Here is a 16748-nt window from a genome sequence, read left to right on the forward strand (position 1 = left end):
AACCAAGCCGGGCCGGTGGCCGTTGCCGGGCAGAACGCCCGCACCGACCGTTGGATGCCCCTTGCCCAGGTTCAGTGTCATTGTCCCCGCGTACCAGGTTCAGGCGTATCTGCACGAGTGCCTGGACTCCGTGCTGTCCCAGTCGTACCCCGATCTCGAGCTGATCGCCGTCGACGACTGCTCGCCGGACGCCTGCGGTGCGGTGATCGACGAGTTCGCGGCCCGCGACCCGCGCGTACGGGCCGTGCACCTGCCTCGGAACGCCGGTCTCGGCCCGGCCCGCAACGCCGGGATGGAGCGGGCGACCGGCGACTACCTGGTGTTCCTGGACGGTGACGACACCCTCACGCCCGACGCGCTGCTCGCCCTCGCCGACCGACTGAAGGAGACGGGCGAACCAGACGTGCTGGTCTACGACTACGCGCGCACCTACTGGTCGGGCGAGACCGTGCGCAACCGGGTCGCCGCCGAGCTCACCGAGGACGGACCCGCGCCGTTCCGCCTCGCGGACCGGCCGGGGCTGCTGAACCTGCTGATGGTGGCGTGGAACAAGGCCTACCGGCGGGAGTTCGTCGAGCGCGCGGGCTTCGCCTTCCCGCCCGGCTACTACGAGGACACCCCGTGGACGTACCCGGTCCTGATGACGGCGGAGTCGATCGCCACCCTGGACCGGGTGTGCGTGCACTACCGGCAGCGCCGGGCCGGCGGCATCCTGCGCACCACCAGCGAACGGCACTTCGACGTCTTCGACCAGTACGACCGGGTCTTCGCGTTCCTCGACGAGCGGCCCGCGCTGCGGTGCTGGCGGCCGGTGCTGTTCCGCCGCATGCTCGACCACCTGGTGACGGTGTACGCGCGGCGGGACCGGCTGCCGCGCGGGTCGCGCGCCGCCTTCCTGCGCCGGGCGCGTGCCCACTGCCGGCGTCACCGGGCGCCCGGCGCGTCCGTGTCCGCGCGCGCCCGGGTCCACCACACGATGGTCCGTCTCGGACTGCACCGCACCTACCGGGCGCTGCGGCTGGCGGCGGCGCTGCGCCGCCGGTGGGCCCGGATCGCGGGGCGGTTGCCGCGCGCCCTGCGCGGCGCGGCCCTGCGCCTGCACTACCGGTTCCAGCGGCTGCTGCCGCTCCGCGCCGACCGGGCCGTCTTCGCCGCTCACGGGGGCCGCGGTCACGGCGGTGACCCGGGCGCGCTGGAGTCGGCGCTGCGCGAGCTGGCCCCGCACGTCCGCACCGCGTGGGTGGCCCGTCCCGAGCACCACCACACCCTTCCGCCGGCCGCCCGCCGGCTCGTGCCCGGCACGGCCGCCCACTGGAGCGCGCTCGCCCGGTCCGCGTACCTGGTGACCGACGCCGACGTCGTGCCGGGGCTGGTCAAGCGCAAGGGGCAGGTCCTGGTGCAGACGCGGCGCGGCACCCCCCTCGGGCACGAGGGCCTGGACCTGCTGGAGCGTCCCGCGGCGGCCCGGGACACCGACTTCGCGCGGCTCCTCGAGGGCGTCGACCAGTGGGACTACGTCGTCTCCGCCAACCGCCACTCGACCCTGACCTGGGAGCGGGTCTGCCCCGGCCGCTACACCACCCTGGAGTACGGCAGGCCGCGCACCGACCGGTTCCACACGGCGACCGGGGCGGACGTGGCCCGGCTGCGGGAGTCGCTCGGCATCCCCGGGGGATCGGTGGCGATCCTGTACGCGCCGGCCCACCGCGACTACCGGCGCACCCAGCGCCGGCTGCTCGACCTGGAGCGCGTGGTGCGCCGTCTCGGCCCGCGGTTCGTCGTCCTGTCCCGCGCCCACCACCCGTACGGCGGGCCGCTGGAGGCCGCCTCCGACCGGGTCCTGGACATCACCGGCCACCCGGACGTCACCTCGCTGTGCCTGGCCTCGGACGCCCTGGTCACGGACTATTCGCCGCTGATGTTCGACTACGCGGGCCTGGACCGGCCGGTCGTGCTGCACATCGACGACTGGGAGGCGTACGAGGCGGCCCGCGGCGCCTACTTCGATCCGCGGGCGTTCCCGCCGGGCGCGGTCGCGGGCAGCGAGGACGAGCTGATCGACGTCTTCGCGACCGGTCACTGGTGCGGTGCCCGCGCCACCCGGCTGCGGGCGGACTTCCGCGCGCGCTTCTGCCCGCACGACGACGGCCGTGCCGCCGAGCGGGTCGTACGCCGGGTGGTGCTCGGGGAGACGGACCTGCCGCCGGTGGTGCCGATGGACGGGCGCCGCCCGGTGCCGCCGGCCGGTGCCGTGTCCGGCCCGTCGTCGCTCACGACGGTGCCGCAGCAGCAGCCCGCCGGTGTCCTGACCGTCACCGACCACGGCTGACGGCCGTTTCCCTCTGTGCGCACCGGGAGTTCCCATGCCCTCCGGCTCGTCACGGCCCACCCCGGCCCGGCCGCCCACCCGGCGGCCGACGGGGCGGCCGGGCCGGCGCCCCACCCGCTGAGGACGCCACGACACCCTCTACGAGAAAGAGCAGAATGCCCCGCTTCAGCATCATCGTCCCGTCCCACGGGGTCGCCGGCCGGCTGGGCCGGGCGCTGGACTCGGTCCTCGCCCAGTCCTTCGGCGACTTCGAGCTGATCCCGGTCTGCGAGGCACCCGGTTCCCTCGCGGCCGACGTGGCCGCCCGGCACGCCGAGCGGGACTCGCGGGTGGCGCCGGTGCACGCGCCGCCGGCGGCCGGACTGGCGGGCGCCCGCAACGCGGGGACACGGGCGGCCACGGGGACGTACCTGCTGTTCCTCGACGGCGACGACGTCCTCGTACCGGGGGCGCTGGCGGCGCTGGACGCGCGCCTGGACCGGACCGGTCCGGTGGACGTGCTGCACTGCGAGCACGAGCGGGCGCCCTGGTGGGAGGGCGAGCCCGCCAACCCGGCCGCGCCCCTGCTGGCGAAGGCCCCCGACGGCGCGTTCTCCCCCGACCGCGCCCCGCACCTCACCGGCGTGGGCCTCCCGGCGTGGAGCGCGGCCTGGCGCCGCGACTTCGTCACCGAGCGGGGTCTCGCCTTCCCCGCGGGCCACTTCACGGACATCGGGTGGGGCGGACTGGCGATGCTGGACGCCGAGCGGGTGGCGGTGCTGCGTTCGGTCGTCGTACGGCATCTGGTGCGACGGCAGGGCAGCCGGCTGAACCTGCCCGGGGAGCACCACGCCGAACTGCTGGACCAGGTCGAGCTGGTGCTCGCCCGGGCCGCCGAACGGGGGCTGCCCGCCGAGCGGTCGGCGCCGCTGTTCGAGCAGTTGTTCGCCGCCGTGCTGAAGACTGCCGCCCGTCCCCGGCGGCTCCCGTCGGGCCGCCGCGCCTTCTTCCACCGGGCGAGCACCCTGTACCGGCGTCACCGCCCCGCCGGGTACCGGCCCCCGCGCGGCAGTCTCGGGGTGCAGCACCGGCTGCTGGCGTCCGGCTCCTACGAGGCGTTCGCCGCCCTGCGCGGCGCCCGTCGCACGGTGGCGCGGGCCGTGGCGGCGGTGCCGCGCCCCAGGGGCCTGCGCACCCGGCTGCTGTACCGGATGCACCTGCGCCGCCCGCTCGATCCGCACCTCGCCGTGTACTGCGCGTACTGGGGCCGCGGCTACGCCTGCAACCCGGCCGCGATCCACGCCCGGGCCCGTGAACTCGCCCCGCACATCCGCTCGGTGTTCCTGGTGGAGGCGGACCGGGCGCACACCGTGCCGGACGGCGTCGAGTACGCGGTCCTCGGCAGCCGCCGCTCCTGGGAGGTGCTGGCCCGCGCGACGTACCTGGTCAACAACGCCAACTTCGCCGACGGCGTGGTCAAGCGCCCCGGCAGCGTCCACCTCCAGACGCAGCACGGCACCCCGCTGAAGACCATGGGCGTCGACCAGTCGACGTACCCGGTGGTGGCCGCCGCGACCGGCAGCTTCACCAAGCTGCTGGGCCGGGTGGACCGCTGGGACTACAACCTCTCCGCCAACCCCCACTCCACCCGCGTGTGGGAGCGCGCCTTCCCCGGCTCCTACGAGCACCTGGAGTACGGCTATCCGCGCAACGACGTGTATCTGACGGCCGGCGCCGACGACGTGGCCCGGATCCGCGCGGAGCTGGGCGTCCCTCAGGGCGCGCGGGCCGTGCTGTACGCGCCCACCCACCGCGACCACCGCACCGGCTTCGAGCCCGGCCTCGACCTGGAGGCGTTCTGCGAGGCGGCCGGCGAGGACGTCGTCGTCCTGCTGCGCGCCCACTATTTCTACGACCGGGGCGGGCGCGGGGGCGGCGGCCGGGTCGTCGACGTCACCGCGCACCCCTCGTCGGAGGACGTGTGCCTGGCCGCCGACGCGTTGGTCACCGACTACTCGTCGATCATGTTCGACTACGCCAACCTGGACCGGCCGATCGTGGTGTACGCCGACGACTGGGACGTCTACCGGGAGGTCCGGGGCGTCTGCTTCGACCTGATGGACGCACCGCCGGGACCGGTGGTCCGCACCCCCGACGAGCTGGCCCGGGTGTTCCGCGACGGCTCGTACGCGGACGCGGAGTCGGCCGCGCTGCGGGCCCGGTTCCGGGAGCGGTTCTGCGCGTTCGACGACGGGCGGGCCGCCGAACGGGTCGTGCGCCGGGTGCTGCTCGGGGAGCCGCCCGAGGCCCTGCCGCCCGTGATCCCGCTCGCGGAGCGCGTCCCCGCCCCCGCGGCCACCCCGGTGAGGAGCTGACGTGCCCCGCTTCAGCGTCATCGTCCCCGTCCACAGGGTGCGGGGGTACCTGCACGCCTGTCTCGACTCGGTGCTCGGGCAGTCGTACCGCGACCTCGAGGTGATCGCCGTCGACGACCGCTCCCCCGACGGCTGCGGCGCGGTCCTCGACGCGTACGCGGCCCGCGACGAGCGGGTCCGGGTGGTGCACCTGCCGCGGAACGTGGGCCTCGGCCGGGCCCGCAACGCGGGGATGGAGCACGCGACGGGCGACCACCTGCTCTTCCTCGACAGCGACGACACCCTCACCCCGGGCGCGCTGCGCGCGATGGCCGACCGCCTCGACGAGACCGGCGACCCGGACGTCCTGGTCTTCGACTACGCCCGCACCCACTGGTGGGGCGGCACCCGCCGCAACGTCCTGGCCCGGCTGCTGGCCACCGAGGACGTGTTCACGGCGGCCGAGCGGCCGGAGATCCTCGATCTGCTGATGGTGGTGTGGAACAAGGTCTACCGCCGCGACTTCGTCGCACGGGAGGGCTTCACCTTCCCGCCCGGCTACTACGAGGACACGCCCTGGACCTTTCCGGTGCTGCTCAGCGCGGAGCGCATCGCCACCCTGGACCGGATCTGCGTGTACTACCGGCAGCGCCGCCGGGGCAGCATCCTGTCCACCACCAGCCGCAGGCACTTCGACGTCCACGAGCAGTACGCGCGGGTGTTCCGGTTCGTCGACGCCCGCCCGGCGCTCGCGCACTGGCGGCCGTTCCTGCACGCCAAGATGGGCGAGCACTGCCTCGACATCCTCGCCAAGCCGGACCGCCTGCCGCCGTCCGACAAGGGCGAGTTCTTCCGCCGCACGGCCGAGATGTTCCGGGCGCACCGGCCGGAGGGCGTGACGGTCCCCGCCGAGCTGCGGGTGCTGGAGGGGAGTTACGCCGGGTACGTCCTGAAGCAGCGGGCGGGGAAGGCCGGCCGGGAGCTGGGGCGACGGGCCCGGCAGGCGGGCACGGCGACGGCGGCGCGGTACGCCCGGGCCCGGACCCGGTCCGTGTTCCGCCGTCCGCTCGACCCGGACCTCGCCGTGTACTCGGCGTTCTCGCACCGGGGCGTGCTCGGCGACCCGGCGGCGATCCACCGCGCGGCACGCGAACTCGCCCCGCACATCCGGGGCGTGTGGGTGCTGGCCGACGAGGAGCAGGCGGCCGGCCTGGAGCCGGACACCGCGTACGTGCTGCTCGACTCGCCCGGATACCGCCGGGTGACCGAGCGGGCCACGTACTTCGTCAACAACGTCAACTGGCCGGGCTCGCTGGTCAAACGCCCGGGGAGCGTGCACGTCCACACCCACCGGGGCACCCCGCTGAAGTACCTGGGCGCCGACCTGCTGGACCGGCCCGGCGCCCGGCTCGGCTTCGACGTCCCGCAGATGCTGCGCCGGGCCGACCGCTGGGACTACAGCCTGGTCGCCAACCGGCACTCCGAGCTGGTGTGGGAGCGGGCCTTCCCCTGCCACTTCACCTCCCTGCGCACCGGCAGCCCGCGCAACGACGTCCTGGTCGCGGCTCCGGCGGACCGGGGGCGTGCGGTGCGCGAACGGCTCGGCGTCCCGGACGGCGACACGGTGGTGCTGTACGCGCCGACCCGCCGCGACTACCGCAGGGACGGGCTGGTGGAGCGGCTCGACCTCGCCCGGTTCGCCGCCGACCTGGGCGAGGGCCGCACCCTCGTCGTCCGTCTGCACCCCTCGCTGGCCGCCGGACCGGCGCGCGGCCTCGGCCTGTCCGAGCTGCACCGGCGGGGCGTGCTCGTCGACGCCACGGACGAGCCGGAGGTGCAGGACGTGCTGCTCGCCGCCGACGTGCTGGTCACCGACTACTCGTCGATCATGTTCGACTACGCCCTGCTGGACCGCCCGATCGTGGTGTACGCCGACGACTGGGACGCCTACCGGGCGAGCCGGGGCGCCTACCTGGACATCACGGCCGAGGCGCCGGGCCATGTGGCGCGCTCCCCCTGGGAGCTGGCGTGGCTGTTCGACTCCGGGACCTGGCGGGACGAGGAGGCGGCGCGGCTGCGGTCGGTGTTCCGGAAGCGGTTCTGCGAGTTCGACGACGGCCGGGCCGCCGAGCGGGTGGTGCGGACGCTGATGCTGGGCGAGCGGATGCCCGAGCGGCCGGCCGGACCGGCCCGGGTGCCCTCCCCCGTGCGCCCGGCTCCGCTCGCGGCGGGGGGACCCCCGCCGTCCACCGGCCGCGACCTGCTGACCCCGTCGTGAGGCCGCGCACCCGGGTCCTGCTGCTGGCCGCCGTCTTCGCGCTGCTGCAACTCGCCAACGTCACCGGCCGGGACACCCCCGACAGCAAGAACTACCTGTCGTACGCGCTGAGCCTGACCGGTGCGGACAAGCGGGAGGCGGCGGCGGCCACCATCGACTGGTTCTGCGCGGGCCGCGCGTCGATCGCGCACCGCGAGCAGAACGTGAACGTGGTCCGCTTCCACGCCCCCGACCCCGCTCCGGAGGTCGTGCGCGAGTGCCGGGAGCGGGAGTGGCGGCAGGTGGAGGCCCGGCTGGCGGCCGGGCAGACCGGCGGGCACACCGTGCCGTTCATGCCGGAGCGGTTCATGCGGATCTTCGAGGTACGGCCCGGCTTTCCGGTGTTCCTGGCGCCGTTCGTCGCCCTGTTCGGGGTGACGTGGGGCGCGTGGGCGGCGGGCGTGGTGGTGACCTGCGCGGGCGGGGTGCTCGCCTTCCTGGTGCTGCGCGCCCTGGCGGTGTCCGTGCCGCTCGCGCTCACCGGGCAGGCGCTGTTCCTGGTCCTGCCGTGCGGGACGACCGCGATGCGCCCGATGTCCGAGGGGCTGCTGCTGGCGCTCACCCTGGCGGCGCTGTGGGGCTGCGCGCTGGTGCTTCAGGGGCACAGGACGCGGGCGGGCCTGGCGCTGGTGGGCGCCGCGCTGCTCGCGCTGTTCACCGTCAAGCACTCGCAGGCCCTGTTCCTCGGGCTGTGCCTGGCGGGCGCGGGCGCGGCGGTCGCCGTGCGGCGCCGGTGGCGGGGGCTGCCGCCGGGGCGCGGGGTGGTCGTGCTCGCGGGGACCGGGTGCGCGGGGGTGTTCGGCACGGTGCTGCTGGCCCGGCTGCTGCACTACCCGTCGGTGTCGGAGAGCGTGCAGGACCTGCTCACCGATCACTTCGCCCGCCCCGACCGGGAGCGGCCGTGGGCGGAGTTCTTCCAGTTGCAGGGGAACTTCTGGACGGAGTGGCTGCGGCGGCAGCTGTGGGAGCCGGTGTTCGTCTCGTTCCTGGCGGCCGGTGTCCCGGGGGCGCTGCGGCGGCCGGCGTTCGGTGCCTTCCTGGTCGCCGCCGCCTGCACGGGGTTCCTCAACCAGGCCGGGCATCCGGACATCAACATCTGGGGCGACCGGCTGATCACGCTGGCCTGGCTGCTGCCGGTGCTGGGTGTGCCGCTGCTGCTGGAGCCGGTGGTGCGGCGGGCGGTGGTGCCGGCGCAGGGCGCTCCGGTGGGGCTGGCGCGCTGACCGTCCGCTTCACCCGATGAGGTGACGCGGGGTCATGCCGCGGAGCACGCCGGGAACATTGGGCAAATGCCTGTGAAGCTCCCTTTCCGCACCCTCCGATGAGCTCCCCGGTCCTCGTCCGGCCGGCCGTGCGCGGTGCCACGGCGCTGCGCGGCGGCGGGACCTGGCGCCCCACTCCGTACCAGTTCTTCGGCTTCCTGTTCTGGCTGGTGATGTCGCTGGCGTACTGGAGGGTGCCGCTGTGCTGCGACGCCGGGCAGCACGCGGCGGTCGTCGAGCGCCTCAAGGACGATCTGCTGCACCCCCGGCACCCGATGGCGGACCTGCCGGGGGCGGGCAGCCCCTACTACTCGCCGTTCGCGCTGGCGCAGGGCGTGGCCGCCCGGCTGACGGGGCTGGGCGGCTGGGAGGTGCTCAGGCTCACCGGGCCGCTGAACCTGCTGGTGCTGCTCACCGGGATCGGCCGTTTCGTGCGGGTGCTGACCCCGCGCCCCTGGGCGCCGGTGCTGGCGCTCGGCGCGATGACGCTGCTGTGGGGGGTGGAGCGGGCCTGGTGGAGCGGCTATCTGAACCTGATGTCGATGACGGGCAACCTGGCCTACCCGTCGGCGTTCGCGATCGGGCTCGCCTTCTGGGCGTGGGCGCTGACGGGGGCGCGGACCCGGGGCGCGGGGGCCGTGCGGTGCGCGGGGGCGCGGACCTGGGGCGCGGGAGCCGTGCGGTGCGCGGGGCCGGGCGGGCCGCGCCCGCTGTCCGGGTACGCGGCGCTGGGCGCGCTGTACGGGCTGATCCTGCTCGTGCACCCGATCACGGCGGTCGCGGCGGCGCTGGGCGCGGTGGCGCTGGTCGCCGGGTGGCAGCGGCGGTGGGGTCCGGCGGCTGCCGGGCGGTGGGCGCTGACGGGGGCGGTGGCGCTGCTGACGGCCGCCTGCTGGCCGTACTTCGACGTGTTCGCGCTGGCCGGGGACGGCAGCGTGGACGCGATGCACCGGCGGCTGTACCTGGACCTCGGCGGGCAGTTCGGGCTGGCGCTGCTCGGGCTGCCGGTGCTGTGGCTGCGGGCGCGGCGCACCTCGTGGCGTGATCCGCTGGTGCTGATGTTCGTCCTGGACTGCCTGGTGGTGGCGTACGGCTGGGTCAGCGGCCACTACACCTACGGCAGGATCCTCGGGCTGACGCTGGTGCCGTTGCAGTTCGCGGCGGCGGTGGAGCTGGCGGCGCCGCGGCCGTGGCCGGTGTGGCGGCGGCTGCTGGGCGGGGCCACGGCGGCGGGGGCGTGCGCCGCGTTCCTGACCGTGCACGCCGGGGCGGTGGTGCCGGCGGGCTTCGAACGGCCGCCGGACTGGCCGTCGTACGCGTGGGCCGCGCGGTACGTCGGACCGGGCGAGGTCGTGATCACCGACGGCTACCACGCCGTCCACGCGATCGCCGGGTACGGGCCGAACCTCGCCGCGCCGGCCTGGCCGGACGCCTCGCTGGACGAGGGGGAGCGGCTGCGGCGGGTGGCCGACGTGCGCGCGTACCTCGACCCCGGTTCGACCCGCGCCGAGCGGGCCGCGGTCGTCCGCCGGTACCACGCGCGCTGGCTGCTGCTGACGCCCCGGCAGCGGGTGCCCGAGGAGGCGGTGGTGGTGGCGTGGAGCCGGCGGACGGGTGAGGTGCTGGCGCGGATCGGGGGGTGAGCCCGCCGGGGACTACTCGATGACGAGGTCGACCGGGATGTTGCCGCGGGTGGCGTTGGAGTAGGGGCAGACCTGGTGGGCCTGCTCCACCAGCTTGCGGCCGGTCTCCTCGTCGAGGCCGTCGGGCAGCTCGACGCGCAGCGTCACCGCGAGCGCGAAGCCCTCGCCCTGCTTGCCGAGGACGACCTCGGCGGTCACCGCGGCGTCGCTGACGTCGACCTTCGCCGCCCGGCCGACCACGCCGAGGGCGCTGCCGAAGCAAGCCGCGTAACCGGCGGCGAACAGCTGCTCGGGGTTGGTGCCCTGGCCGTTGCCGCCGAGCTCCACGGGGGCGCTCAGGCCGAGGTCCAGCTTGCCGTCGGAGGTGACGGCGCGGCCCTCGCGGCCGTGGGTGGCGGTGGCGACAGCGGTGTAGAGCGCGTCCATGGGAGGACCTTCCCTCTCGAGTCGTGGCTCGGCCGGGCCCTTGGACGGGTCCGGCCGCCGTACGACCACAAGTAGAGCACGCAATTGAATTGCGCGCAATCAAATGGCTCGCGAGGGCTACCCTGGAGGCATGACAGCCACTCCGAGCCCACCCCCCGCGACGGCCCCGCTGCCGGGCGCCGCGGACGACTGGCTCCGCCTCGACCAGCAGATCTGCTTCAACCTGAACGCCGCCTCCCGCGCCTTCAACGGCGTCTACCGGGTGGTCCTCAAAGACCTCGGGCTCACCTATCCGCAGTACCTGGTCATGCTGGTGCTGTGGGAGCACGGCACGCTGCCCGTGAAGAAGCTCGGCGAGCATCTGCGACTGGACTCCGGCACGCTGTCCCCGCTGCTCAAGCGGCTGGAGACGGCCGGCCTGGTGCGCCGGGAGCGCAGTGCGCGCGACGAGCGGTCGGTGGAGGTCCGGCCCACCGAGGAGGGCACGGCGCTGCGGGAGCGGGCCCTGGAGGTGCCGCGCCGGATCATGGCCGCGACCGGCTTCGGGATCGACGAGATCCGCGATCTGAGCACCCGCCTCCACCGGCTCACGGCGGCACTGGACACGGCGGTGGCGGAAGGCGCGTGACGGCGGCCGACGTGCGCCGCGCGCGCCGAGCGTCCTCAATGGAGGGCAGGAGCAGCCCCGTGACGTGCCCGAGGACGCCATGCAGCCCTCTCAGCCCCAGGTCGCCGTCGTCGTCATCGGCCACGACGACGCCGCCCATGTGACCGACGCCGTGCGCTCGGCGCTCGGACAGGGCGACGCCGTGCGGGAGGTCGTCGCCGTCGACGACTGCTCGACGGACGGCAGCGCCGGTCTGCTGGACCGGCTCGCCGAGGGCGAACCCCGGCTGCGGGTGATCCGGCTCCCCGTCAACAGCGGCGGCTGCGGCACCCCGCGCAACACCGGGCTCGCCGCGGTGACCTCCCCGTACGTGATGTTCCTGGACAGCGACGACGTACTGCCGCCCGGCGCGGTGGACGCGCTGCTCACGGCCGCGACCGGGGCGGACGCGCAGGTCGCGGGCGGCCTGTGCGTGCGCCGCGAGCTGCCGTCGGGGCGCGAGGTGCCCTGGGAACCGGCCCTGTACGCCGCGCCCGCCGTGCTCGCCCGCCCGGCGCTGCGCCCGCGCCTGGTCCACGACACGCTGTGCGTCAACAAGCTCTACGGCACGGCCTTCCTGCGCGCGCACGGCATCCGCTTCCCCGACGGCCGGTTCCCCTACGAGGACGTCGTGTTCACCGCGCGGGTGTGGGCCGCCGCCCCGCGCGTCGCGCTGGTCCCGGACCGGGTGTACGTCTGGCACGTCCGCCGGTCCGCGCGACGGCTGTCGCTCTCGCTGGACCGCGCGGGCGTCGACAACTGGCGGGCCCGCACGCACGCGTGCCGCACCGCCCACGACATCCTGCTGGCCGCCGGGGAGAAACGGCTGGCGCGCCGGGCACGGGCCAAGTTCCTCGACCACGACCTGCGCATGTACGCCCGCGAGCTGCCGCTGCACGACGAGGAGTACCGGCGGGAGTGGTGGGCGCACACCCGGGCGTTCCTCGCGGAGTACGACGCCGCCGACTGGGCCCGCGACCCCGTGGCCCCGGGCCGGCTGACCGGGCGGGTCGTGCTGGCCTCCCCCGAGCCGTGCGACCTGCCCCGGCTGCGGGAACTGGCGGCCCGGCCGGCCCGGCTGTGCCCGCCGTACGCCCGCACGGCGGACGGCACGCCCTGCTGGTCGGCCGCCCTGCCCGGAATCACCCTGGAACCCCTGCTGACCCGGCCCGCGCCACTGCTCCCGCTCGCCGTGGACGCGGAACTGCGCCCCCACGCGCACGGCCCGCGGCTGCGGGTGCGCCTGCACGAGCTGTACGGCCGGGTGGCACGGGCGGGACCGGTGGCCGCGGAGGTGGAGTGGTGCCACCGGGACCAGGGCGGCGCCCGCGTCCGCCGTACGGTGCCGCTGCGGACGGCCGCCGACGGCACCTGGGTCGCGGAGACGACCGTACGGCCGGACCGGCTGGCCACGCTCGGCACGGGCGCCTGGGACCTGCGGCTGCGGGTGCGCTTCCGGGACGGTTCGAGCCGCCGGGTCACCGCGCACGCGCTCGCCGGGCCGGGGCTGCTGCGCCGCTGTGTGATGCCGAGCCCCTGGCACGGCGTGGTGCTGGTGCGGCCGTACGCCACGCACTCGGGTGCGCTCGCCCTGCGCGTGGCGGCCGGAGTGCACGGAGTCGCCCCGGTGCTGCGCGGAAGGCTGCGGCGCCTGCTTCACTGAGAGCCGACCATTTCCGACCACACGGGCACGGGCCAACGACGAGGGGACGGCCATCCATGACCTGGTTGATCACCGGCGGCGCCGGTTACATCGGGGCGCACGTCGTACGGGCGATGACCGAGGCTGGCGAACGGGCGGTGGTGTACGACGACCTGTCCACCGGACTCGCCGACCGGGTGCCGGACGGGGTGCCCCTGGTGGTCGGCTCCACCCTGGACGACGAGCGGGTGGCGCGCGCCCTCGCGGACCACGAGGTCGCCGGGGTCGTCCACCTGGCGGCGAAGAAGCAGGTGGCCGAGTCGGTGTCGCTCCCCCTGCACTACTACCGGGAGAACGTCGAGGGCCTGCGCGTCCTGCTGGACGCGGTCACGTCGGCCGGGGTCCGCTCCTTCGTCTTCTCCTCCTCGGCGGCGGTGTACGGCATGCCGGACGTGGACCTCGTGACGGAGGAGACCCCCTGCTTGCCCATGTCGCCGTACGGCGAGACGAAGCTGGCCGGCGAGTGGCTGGTCCGCGCGGCCGGCAGAGCGGCCGGACTCTCCACGGCCTGCCTGCGCTACTTCAACGTCGCCGGCGCCGCCCGCCCGGACCTCGCCGACACGGGCGTCTTCAACCTCATCCCCATGATCTTCGAGAAGCTGACGGACGACCTGCCCCCGCGCGTGTTCGGCGGCGACTACCCGACTCCCGACGGCACCTGTGTCCGCGACTACATCCACGTCGTCGACCTGGCCGAGGCCCATGTGGCGGCGGCCCGCGCGCTGCGTTCCGCCCCCGGCCGGCACCTCACCCTCAACATCGGCCGCGGTGAGGGCGTCTCCGTGCGGGAGATGATCGACCGCGTCAACGCCCTCACCGGCCACGACCGCCCGCCCGTGGTCGCCCCGCGCCGCCCCGGCGACCCGCCCCGCGTCGTCGCCTCCGCCGACCGCGCGGCCACGGAACTGGGCTGGAAGGCCCGCCACGACATCGACGACATGATCACCTCGGCCTGGGCCGGCTGGCTGCGCCTGCACCCACCGACGGAGGCCCGCCCCTGATGCCCACCCGCACCGAACGCGCCCTGGGCGCCGTCATCGGCTCCGCCGTGGGCGACGCCCTGGGTGCCCCCTTCGAGTTCGGCCCGGAGGGCGCCTTCTCGGCCCGCTTCCCGGCACCGGGGGCCGGCGGCGAGATGTGCGGGGGCGGTGGCTGGGACCCGGGCGAGGCGACGGACGACACGCAGATGGCGGTGCTGGTCGCCGAGTCGCTGCTGGAGCGCGGCGGCCTCGACCTCCCCGACGTCTTCCGCCGTTTCCAGCGGTGGGCCGCCGCCGACCCCAAGGACATCGGCCTCCAGACGGAGGCCGTACTGACCAGCGGCGACCCGTGGGACCTGGCCGCCGCACTGCACTTCCAGACCAGCCAACGGGCGGCGGGAAACGGCACGTTGATGCGGGCGGCCCCCTCCGCCGTGTACTTCGCGCCCCTGGGCCGCACCGCCACCATGGACGCCGCCCGCCGCCTGTCCGCCCTCACCCACGGCGACCGGGCGGCCTGGGAGGGCACGGCCGTCCTCCACGAACTGATCCGCGTAGCCCTGACCGGCGCCGACCCCATGACCGCCGTACCCGACACCCTGCACGCGCTCCACCCGGACCACCACGACCGCTACGCCACCGTCCTCGCCCCCGACTGGCACCCGGACCTGGCCACGGAGTTCAACGGCGCGGTCTGGCCCTGCCTGGCCTCCGCCGTCTGGGCCCTGCGGACGACGACCGGCTACGAGGACGCCGTACGCGCGGCGATCGACCTCGGAGGCGACACGGACACGGTGGCGGCGGTGACCGGCGGCCTGGCGGGGGCGGTGTACGGCGTCGACGCCATCCCCGCACGCTGGACCGAGCCCCTGCACGTGCCCCTGCCGGGCTTCGCCGGACGAGTCCTGTCCACGACGGACCTGTCCGGTCTCGCCCGGCGGTTGTGCGGCTGAGTCTCTGCGGTGGAAGCCGGGCGTGGCTTCATGGGACGGGCCCGGCGGGCCGGCCTCCCCGACCGGTCGGCGTTCCGCCGGCCGGACCTCCGGGAGTCGGAAGGGCCGGCCGGGACGGTCCTGGGAACCGGTCACTTCCGCCAGAACAGATGATGGGTCACGCCGCTCGGGCTGGGCACGACCTCCAGGTGGAACCGGTCGAGCAGTTCGTCGGGGGACTCCCACAGACGCAGTCCGGACCCGAGCTTCACCGGCGAGACCGCCACGTGCAGGGTGTCGACGAGGCCGGCGTCGAGGAACTGCCGAATGGTGGTGACCCCGCCGCCGAGCCGGACGTCCTTGCCCCGCGCCGCCTCCCGCGCCTGTTCGAGGACCGCGGCCGGGTCGCCGGCGACGAAGTGGAACGTGGTGTCGGAGAGCGTGAACGAAGGACGCTCGTGGTGGGTCATGACGAACACCGGGGTGTGGAACGGGGGCTCCTCCCCCCACCAGCCGCGCCACTCGTGATCGTGCCAGGGCCCGCGCTGGGGCCCGAACTTGTTGCGGCCCATGATCTCGGCACCGATGTTGCGGGCGTAGTCCCGGGTGAAGTAGTCGTCGAGGCCCCGGCTGCCCCCGGGGTCGGTGCGCATGGGCCAGCTCGCCGTGGCGCCGGCCCAGGCGAACAGCCGCTCGGGATGGTCGAGACCGAACGGCTGCTCGAGGCTCTGGTCCTCGCCGGCAGCGACGCCGTCGCTCGAGACGTTGAAGTTCTGGACTCTCAGAAGCTGAGCCACGCGTTCCTCCAGAGTGGTCGGACAACGGTGATGAGACTCTCCGGGCCGGGAAAAGTCATCGCCGTGTGCGGGTTCAGATCTGGTTGAGGCCGCCGTCGACGGCGACCCCGGGCAGCGGGCCCACGACGTGCTGATCGCCTGGCGCAACTTCAACGGGGCCTGCGTCGCCGACCGGTTCCGGCGCGCCGTCGCCGAGGGCGACCTGCCGCCCGGCACCGACCCGGACCGGCTCGCCCGGTACGTCGTCTCCCTCTCCTCCGGGATCGCCGTCCAGGCCGCGAGCGGCATCGACCGTGACGACCTCCAGCAGGTCGCCGACACCACCCTGCTCAACTGGCCTCCGGTGACCTCCCCGTGACCACGGCCGGTCACCCTCGCAGCGGGCGCTGACGACGCCGCACGGCGGCGAGGGGGAGGAGTCCCAGGGCGCGACGCGCCTCCCTCACAGCGCCTTCAGCGCCTCCGTCGTCGCCCGGGTCAGCGCCGCCAGGTACTCCTTCGGCAGCTTCGGGCTGCGGATGACCACCGAGCGCCAGTACAGGGGGCCCGAGATCAGGTCGAGGGCCAGGGCGTGGTCGGCGCCGGGGCGGAGTTCGCCGCGCGCCTGTGCCGCCGCGACGATGCCCCGGGCGACGGAGTCCTGGCCCTCGCGCAGCGCCTTCTGCAGGGCCTCGGCGATGTCGGGGTTGCGGGCGGCCTCGGCCTGGAGGTCGGGGAGGATCTGCGAGGCGACGGGGTGGCGCAGGGCGCGGGAGGTGACCTCGTACAGCAGGCGCAGGTCGCCCTCCAGGGAGCCGGTGTCCGGCGCGGGCAGGCCCTGGACGGCGATCGCGGACAGCAGGTCGAGGACCAGGTGCAGTTTGGAGCGCCAGCGGCGGTACACCGCGGTCTTGCCGACACCCGCGCGGCGCGCGATCCCCTCGATCGACATCCGCGCGTAGCCGGCCGCCGCCAGTTCCTCGAAGACGGCCGCCCGGATGGCCTCCGTCACGTCCTGACGCAGTACGGCGGCCCCGGCGGGGGCCCTGCGGCGCGGACGCGGCTGGGGCTCGTCGGCGTTCGTCGTCATGCGGACAGCATAGGCCGATACCGTCACGACGAAACGGTTGCGTTCCGGCGTTCTTTCGACTTACGCTCCCGTTGCGACGATACGGTCCCGTCCCGACGTAGGGACTCCCGTCGCCCCCCTCCCTCTAGCGAAAGCGCCGGATGTGAGTCAGGCCCTCCACACACCACCCCCCGCACCGGCCCGCCCGGTCCCGGCCGAGGACGACCTCGCGGCCCTCGCCGCCAAGTACGGCCTCACGGTCAGCGGCGCCCGGCCGTCCCTCGGCGAGTACGTCCGTCAGCTCTGGGACCGGCGGCACTTCATCCTCGCCTT

General features: G+C 74.9%; 13 protein-coding genes and 1 pseudogene. 11 read left to right on the plus strand and 3 right to left on the minus strand.

All coding sequences use genetic code 11. The features are described 5' to 3' along the window. Positions 1-61: 61 nt before the first annotated feature. The 5 genes from KUM38_RS07050 to KUM38_RS07070 all read left to right on the plus strand — a co-directional run bounded on the left by KUM38_RS07050 (position 62) and on the right by KUM38_RS07070 (position 9884). Entirely contained in the window at positions 62-2329 is a 2268-nt protein-coding gene (locus KUM38_RS07050) for a bifunctional glycosyltransferase family 2 protein/CDP-glycerol:glycerophosphate glycerophosphotransferase (protein WP_217128404.1), read from the plus strand. A gap of 155 nt (positions 2330-2484) precedes the next feature. Further along, the gene (locus tag KUM38_RS07055) at positions 2485-4683 is read left to right on the plus strand and encodes a CDP-glycerol glycerophosphotransferase family protein (RefSeq protein ID WP_217128405.1); all 2199 of its coding nucleotides are present in this window, start codon (positions 2485-2487) and stop codon (positions 4681-4683) included. Between the two features lies 1 nt (position 4684). Further along, positions 4685-6940: a bifunctional glycosyltransferase family 2 protein/CDP-glycerol:glycerophosphate glycerophosphotransferase gene (locus KUM38_RS07060; protein WP_217128406.1), complete on the plus strand. Its 2256-nt coding sequence runs from the start codon at positions 4685-4687 to the stop codon at positions 6938-6940. Beyond that, the gene (locus KUM38_RS07065; protein WP_217128407.1) at positions 6937-8202 is read left to right on the plus strand and encodes a hypothetical protein; all 1266 of its coding nucleotides are present in this window, start codon (positions 6937-6939) and stop codon (positions 8200-8202) included. The genes KUM38_RS07060 and KUM38_RS07065 overlap by 4 nt, the downstream gene beginning before the upstream one ends. Positions 8203-8300: 98 nt before the next feature. Continuing rightward, positions 8301-9884 carry a hypothetical protein gene (locus tag KUM38_RS07070; RefSeq protein ID WP_217128408.1) on the plus strand — a complete coding sequence of 528 codons (1584 nt, stop codon included), beginning with the start codon at positions 8301-8303 and terminating at the stop codon, positions 9882-9884. Between the two features lie 12 nt (positions 9885-9896). On the opposite strand, the gene KUM38_RS07075 is transcribed toward KUM38_RS07070, so the two are convergent. Next, entirely contained in the window at positions 9897-10310 is a 414-nt protein-coding gene (locus KUM38_RS07075) for an organic hydroperoxide resistance protein (RefSeq protein WP_217128409.1), read from the minus strand. Positions 10311-10440: 130 nt separating this feature from the next. On the opposite strand from KUM38_RS07075, the gene KUM38_RS07080 reads away from it, so the two are divergent. From KUM38_RS07080 to KUM38_RS07095, 4 genes are all read left to right on the plus strand, one after another. After that, entirely contained in the window at positions 10441-10938 is a 498-nt protein-coding gene (locus KUM38_RS07080) for a MarR family winged helix-turn-helix transcriptional regulator (protein WP_217128410.1), read from the plus strand. A gap of 79 nt (positions 10939-11017) precedes the next feature. Next, complete coding sequence (locus KUM38_RS07085) at positions 11018-12619, plus strand: glycosyltransferase family 2 protein (protein WP_217128417.1); 1602 nt, start codon at positions 11018-11020, stop codon at positions 12617-12619. Between the two features lie 56 nt (positions 12620-12675). After that, positions 12676-13659, plus strand: a complete 984-nt coding sequence (gene galE, locus KUM38_RS07090; RefSeq protein WP_217128411.1) for a UDP-glucose 4-epimerase GalE — start codon at positions 12676-12678, stop codon at positions 13657-13659. Then, positions 13659-14591 (plus strand): ADP-ribosylglycohydrolase family protein, encoded by a 933-nt coding sequence (locus tag KUM38_RS07095; protein WP_217128412.1) that lies wholly within the window; start codon positions 13659-13661, stop codon positions 14589-14591. The genes galE and KUM38_RS07095 overlap by 1 nt, the downstream gene beginning before the upstream one ends. A 131-nt stretch (positions 14592-14722) precedes the next feature. Here KUM38_RS07095 and KUM38_RS07100 read toward each other — a convergent pair whose 3' ends face one another. Beyond that, entirely contained in the window at positions 14723-15367 is a 645-nt protein-coding gene (locus KUM38_RS07100; protein ID WP_217128413.1) for a dihydrofolate reductase family protein, read from the minus strand. A 127-nt stretch (positions 15368-15494) separates the two neighbouring features. On the opposite strand from KUM38_RS07100, the gene KUM38_RS07105 reads away from it, so the two are divergent. Then, positions 15495-15725, plus strand: coding sequence for a hypothetical protein (locus KUM38_RS07105; protein WP_217128414.1), 231 nt, complete (start codon positions 15495-15497; stop codon positions 15723-15725). 84 nt (positions 15726-15809) lie between these two features. On the opposite strand, the gene KUM38_RS07110 is transcribed toward KUM38_RS07105, so the two are convergent. Further along, positions 15810-16436, minus strand: coding sequence for a TetR/AcrR family transcriptional regulator (locus KUM38_RS07110; RefSeq protein WP_217128415.1), 627 nt, complete (start codon positions 16434-16436; stop codon positions 15810-15812). A gap of 142 nt (positions 16437-16578) precedes the next feature. Between KUM38_RS07110 and KUM38_RS41625 the strand changes: the two are divergent. Then, positions 16579-16748: pseudogene (locus tag KUM38_RS41625) on the plus strand (ABC transporter permease); the annotation flags it as partial.

The sequence above is a fragment of the Streptomyces sp. AC558_RSS880 genome (genome assembly GCF_019049255.1).
Lineage (GTDB): Bacteria > Actinomycetota > Actinomycetes > Streptomycetales > Streptomycetaceae > Streptomyces.

Bases quoted from the DNA above. Each gene is read 5' to 3' on its own strand.
- KUM38_RS07055 (WP_217128405.1), top strand. From the start codon at position 2,485: ATGCCCCGCTTCAGCATCATCGTCCCGTCCCACGGGGTCGCCGGCCGG.
- KUM38_RS07070 (WP_217128408.1), top strand. From the start codon at position 8,301: ATGAGCTCCCCGGTCCTCGTCCGGCCGGCCGTGCGCGGTGCCACGGCG.
- KUM38_RS07075 (WP_217128409.1), bottom strand. From the start codon at position 10,310: ATGGACGCGCTCTACACCGCTGTCGCCACCGCCACCCACGGCCGCGAG.
- KUM38_RS07080 (WP_217128410.1), top strand. From the start codon at position 10,441: ATGACAGCCACTCCGAGCCCACCCCCCGCGACGGCCCCGCTGCCGGGC.
- KUM38_RS07085 (WP_217128417.1), top strand. From the start codon at position 11,018: ATGCAGCCCTCTCAGCCCCAGGTCGCCGTCGTCGTCATCGGCCACGAC.
- galE (WP_217128411.1), top strand. From the start codon at position 12,676: ATGACCTGGTTGATCACCGGCGGCGCCGGTTACATCGGGGCGCACGTC.
- KUM38_RS07095 (WP_217128412.1), top strand. From the start codon at position 13,659: ATGCCCACCCGCACCGAACGCGCCCTGGGCGCCGTCATCGGCTCCGCC.
- KUM38_RS07110 (WP_217128415.1), bottom strand. From the start codon at position 16,436: ATGACGACGAACGCCGACGAGCCCCAGCCGCGTCCGCGCCGCAGGGCC.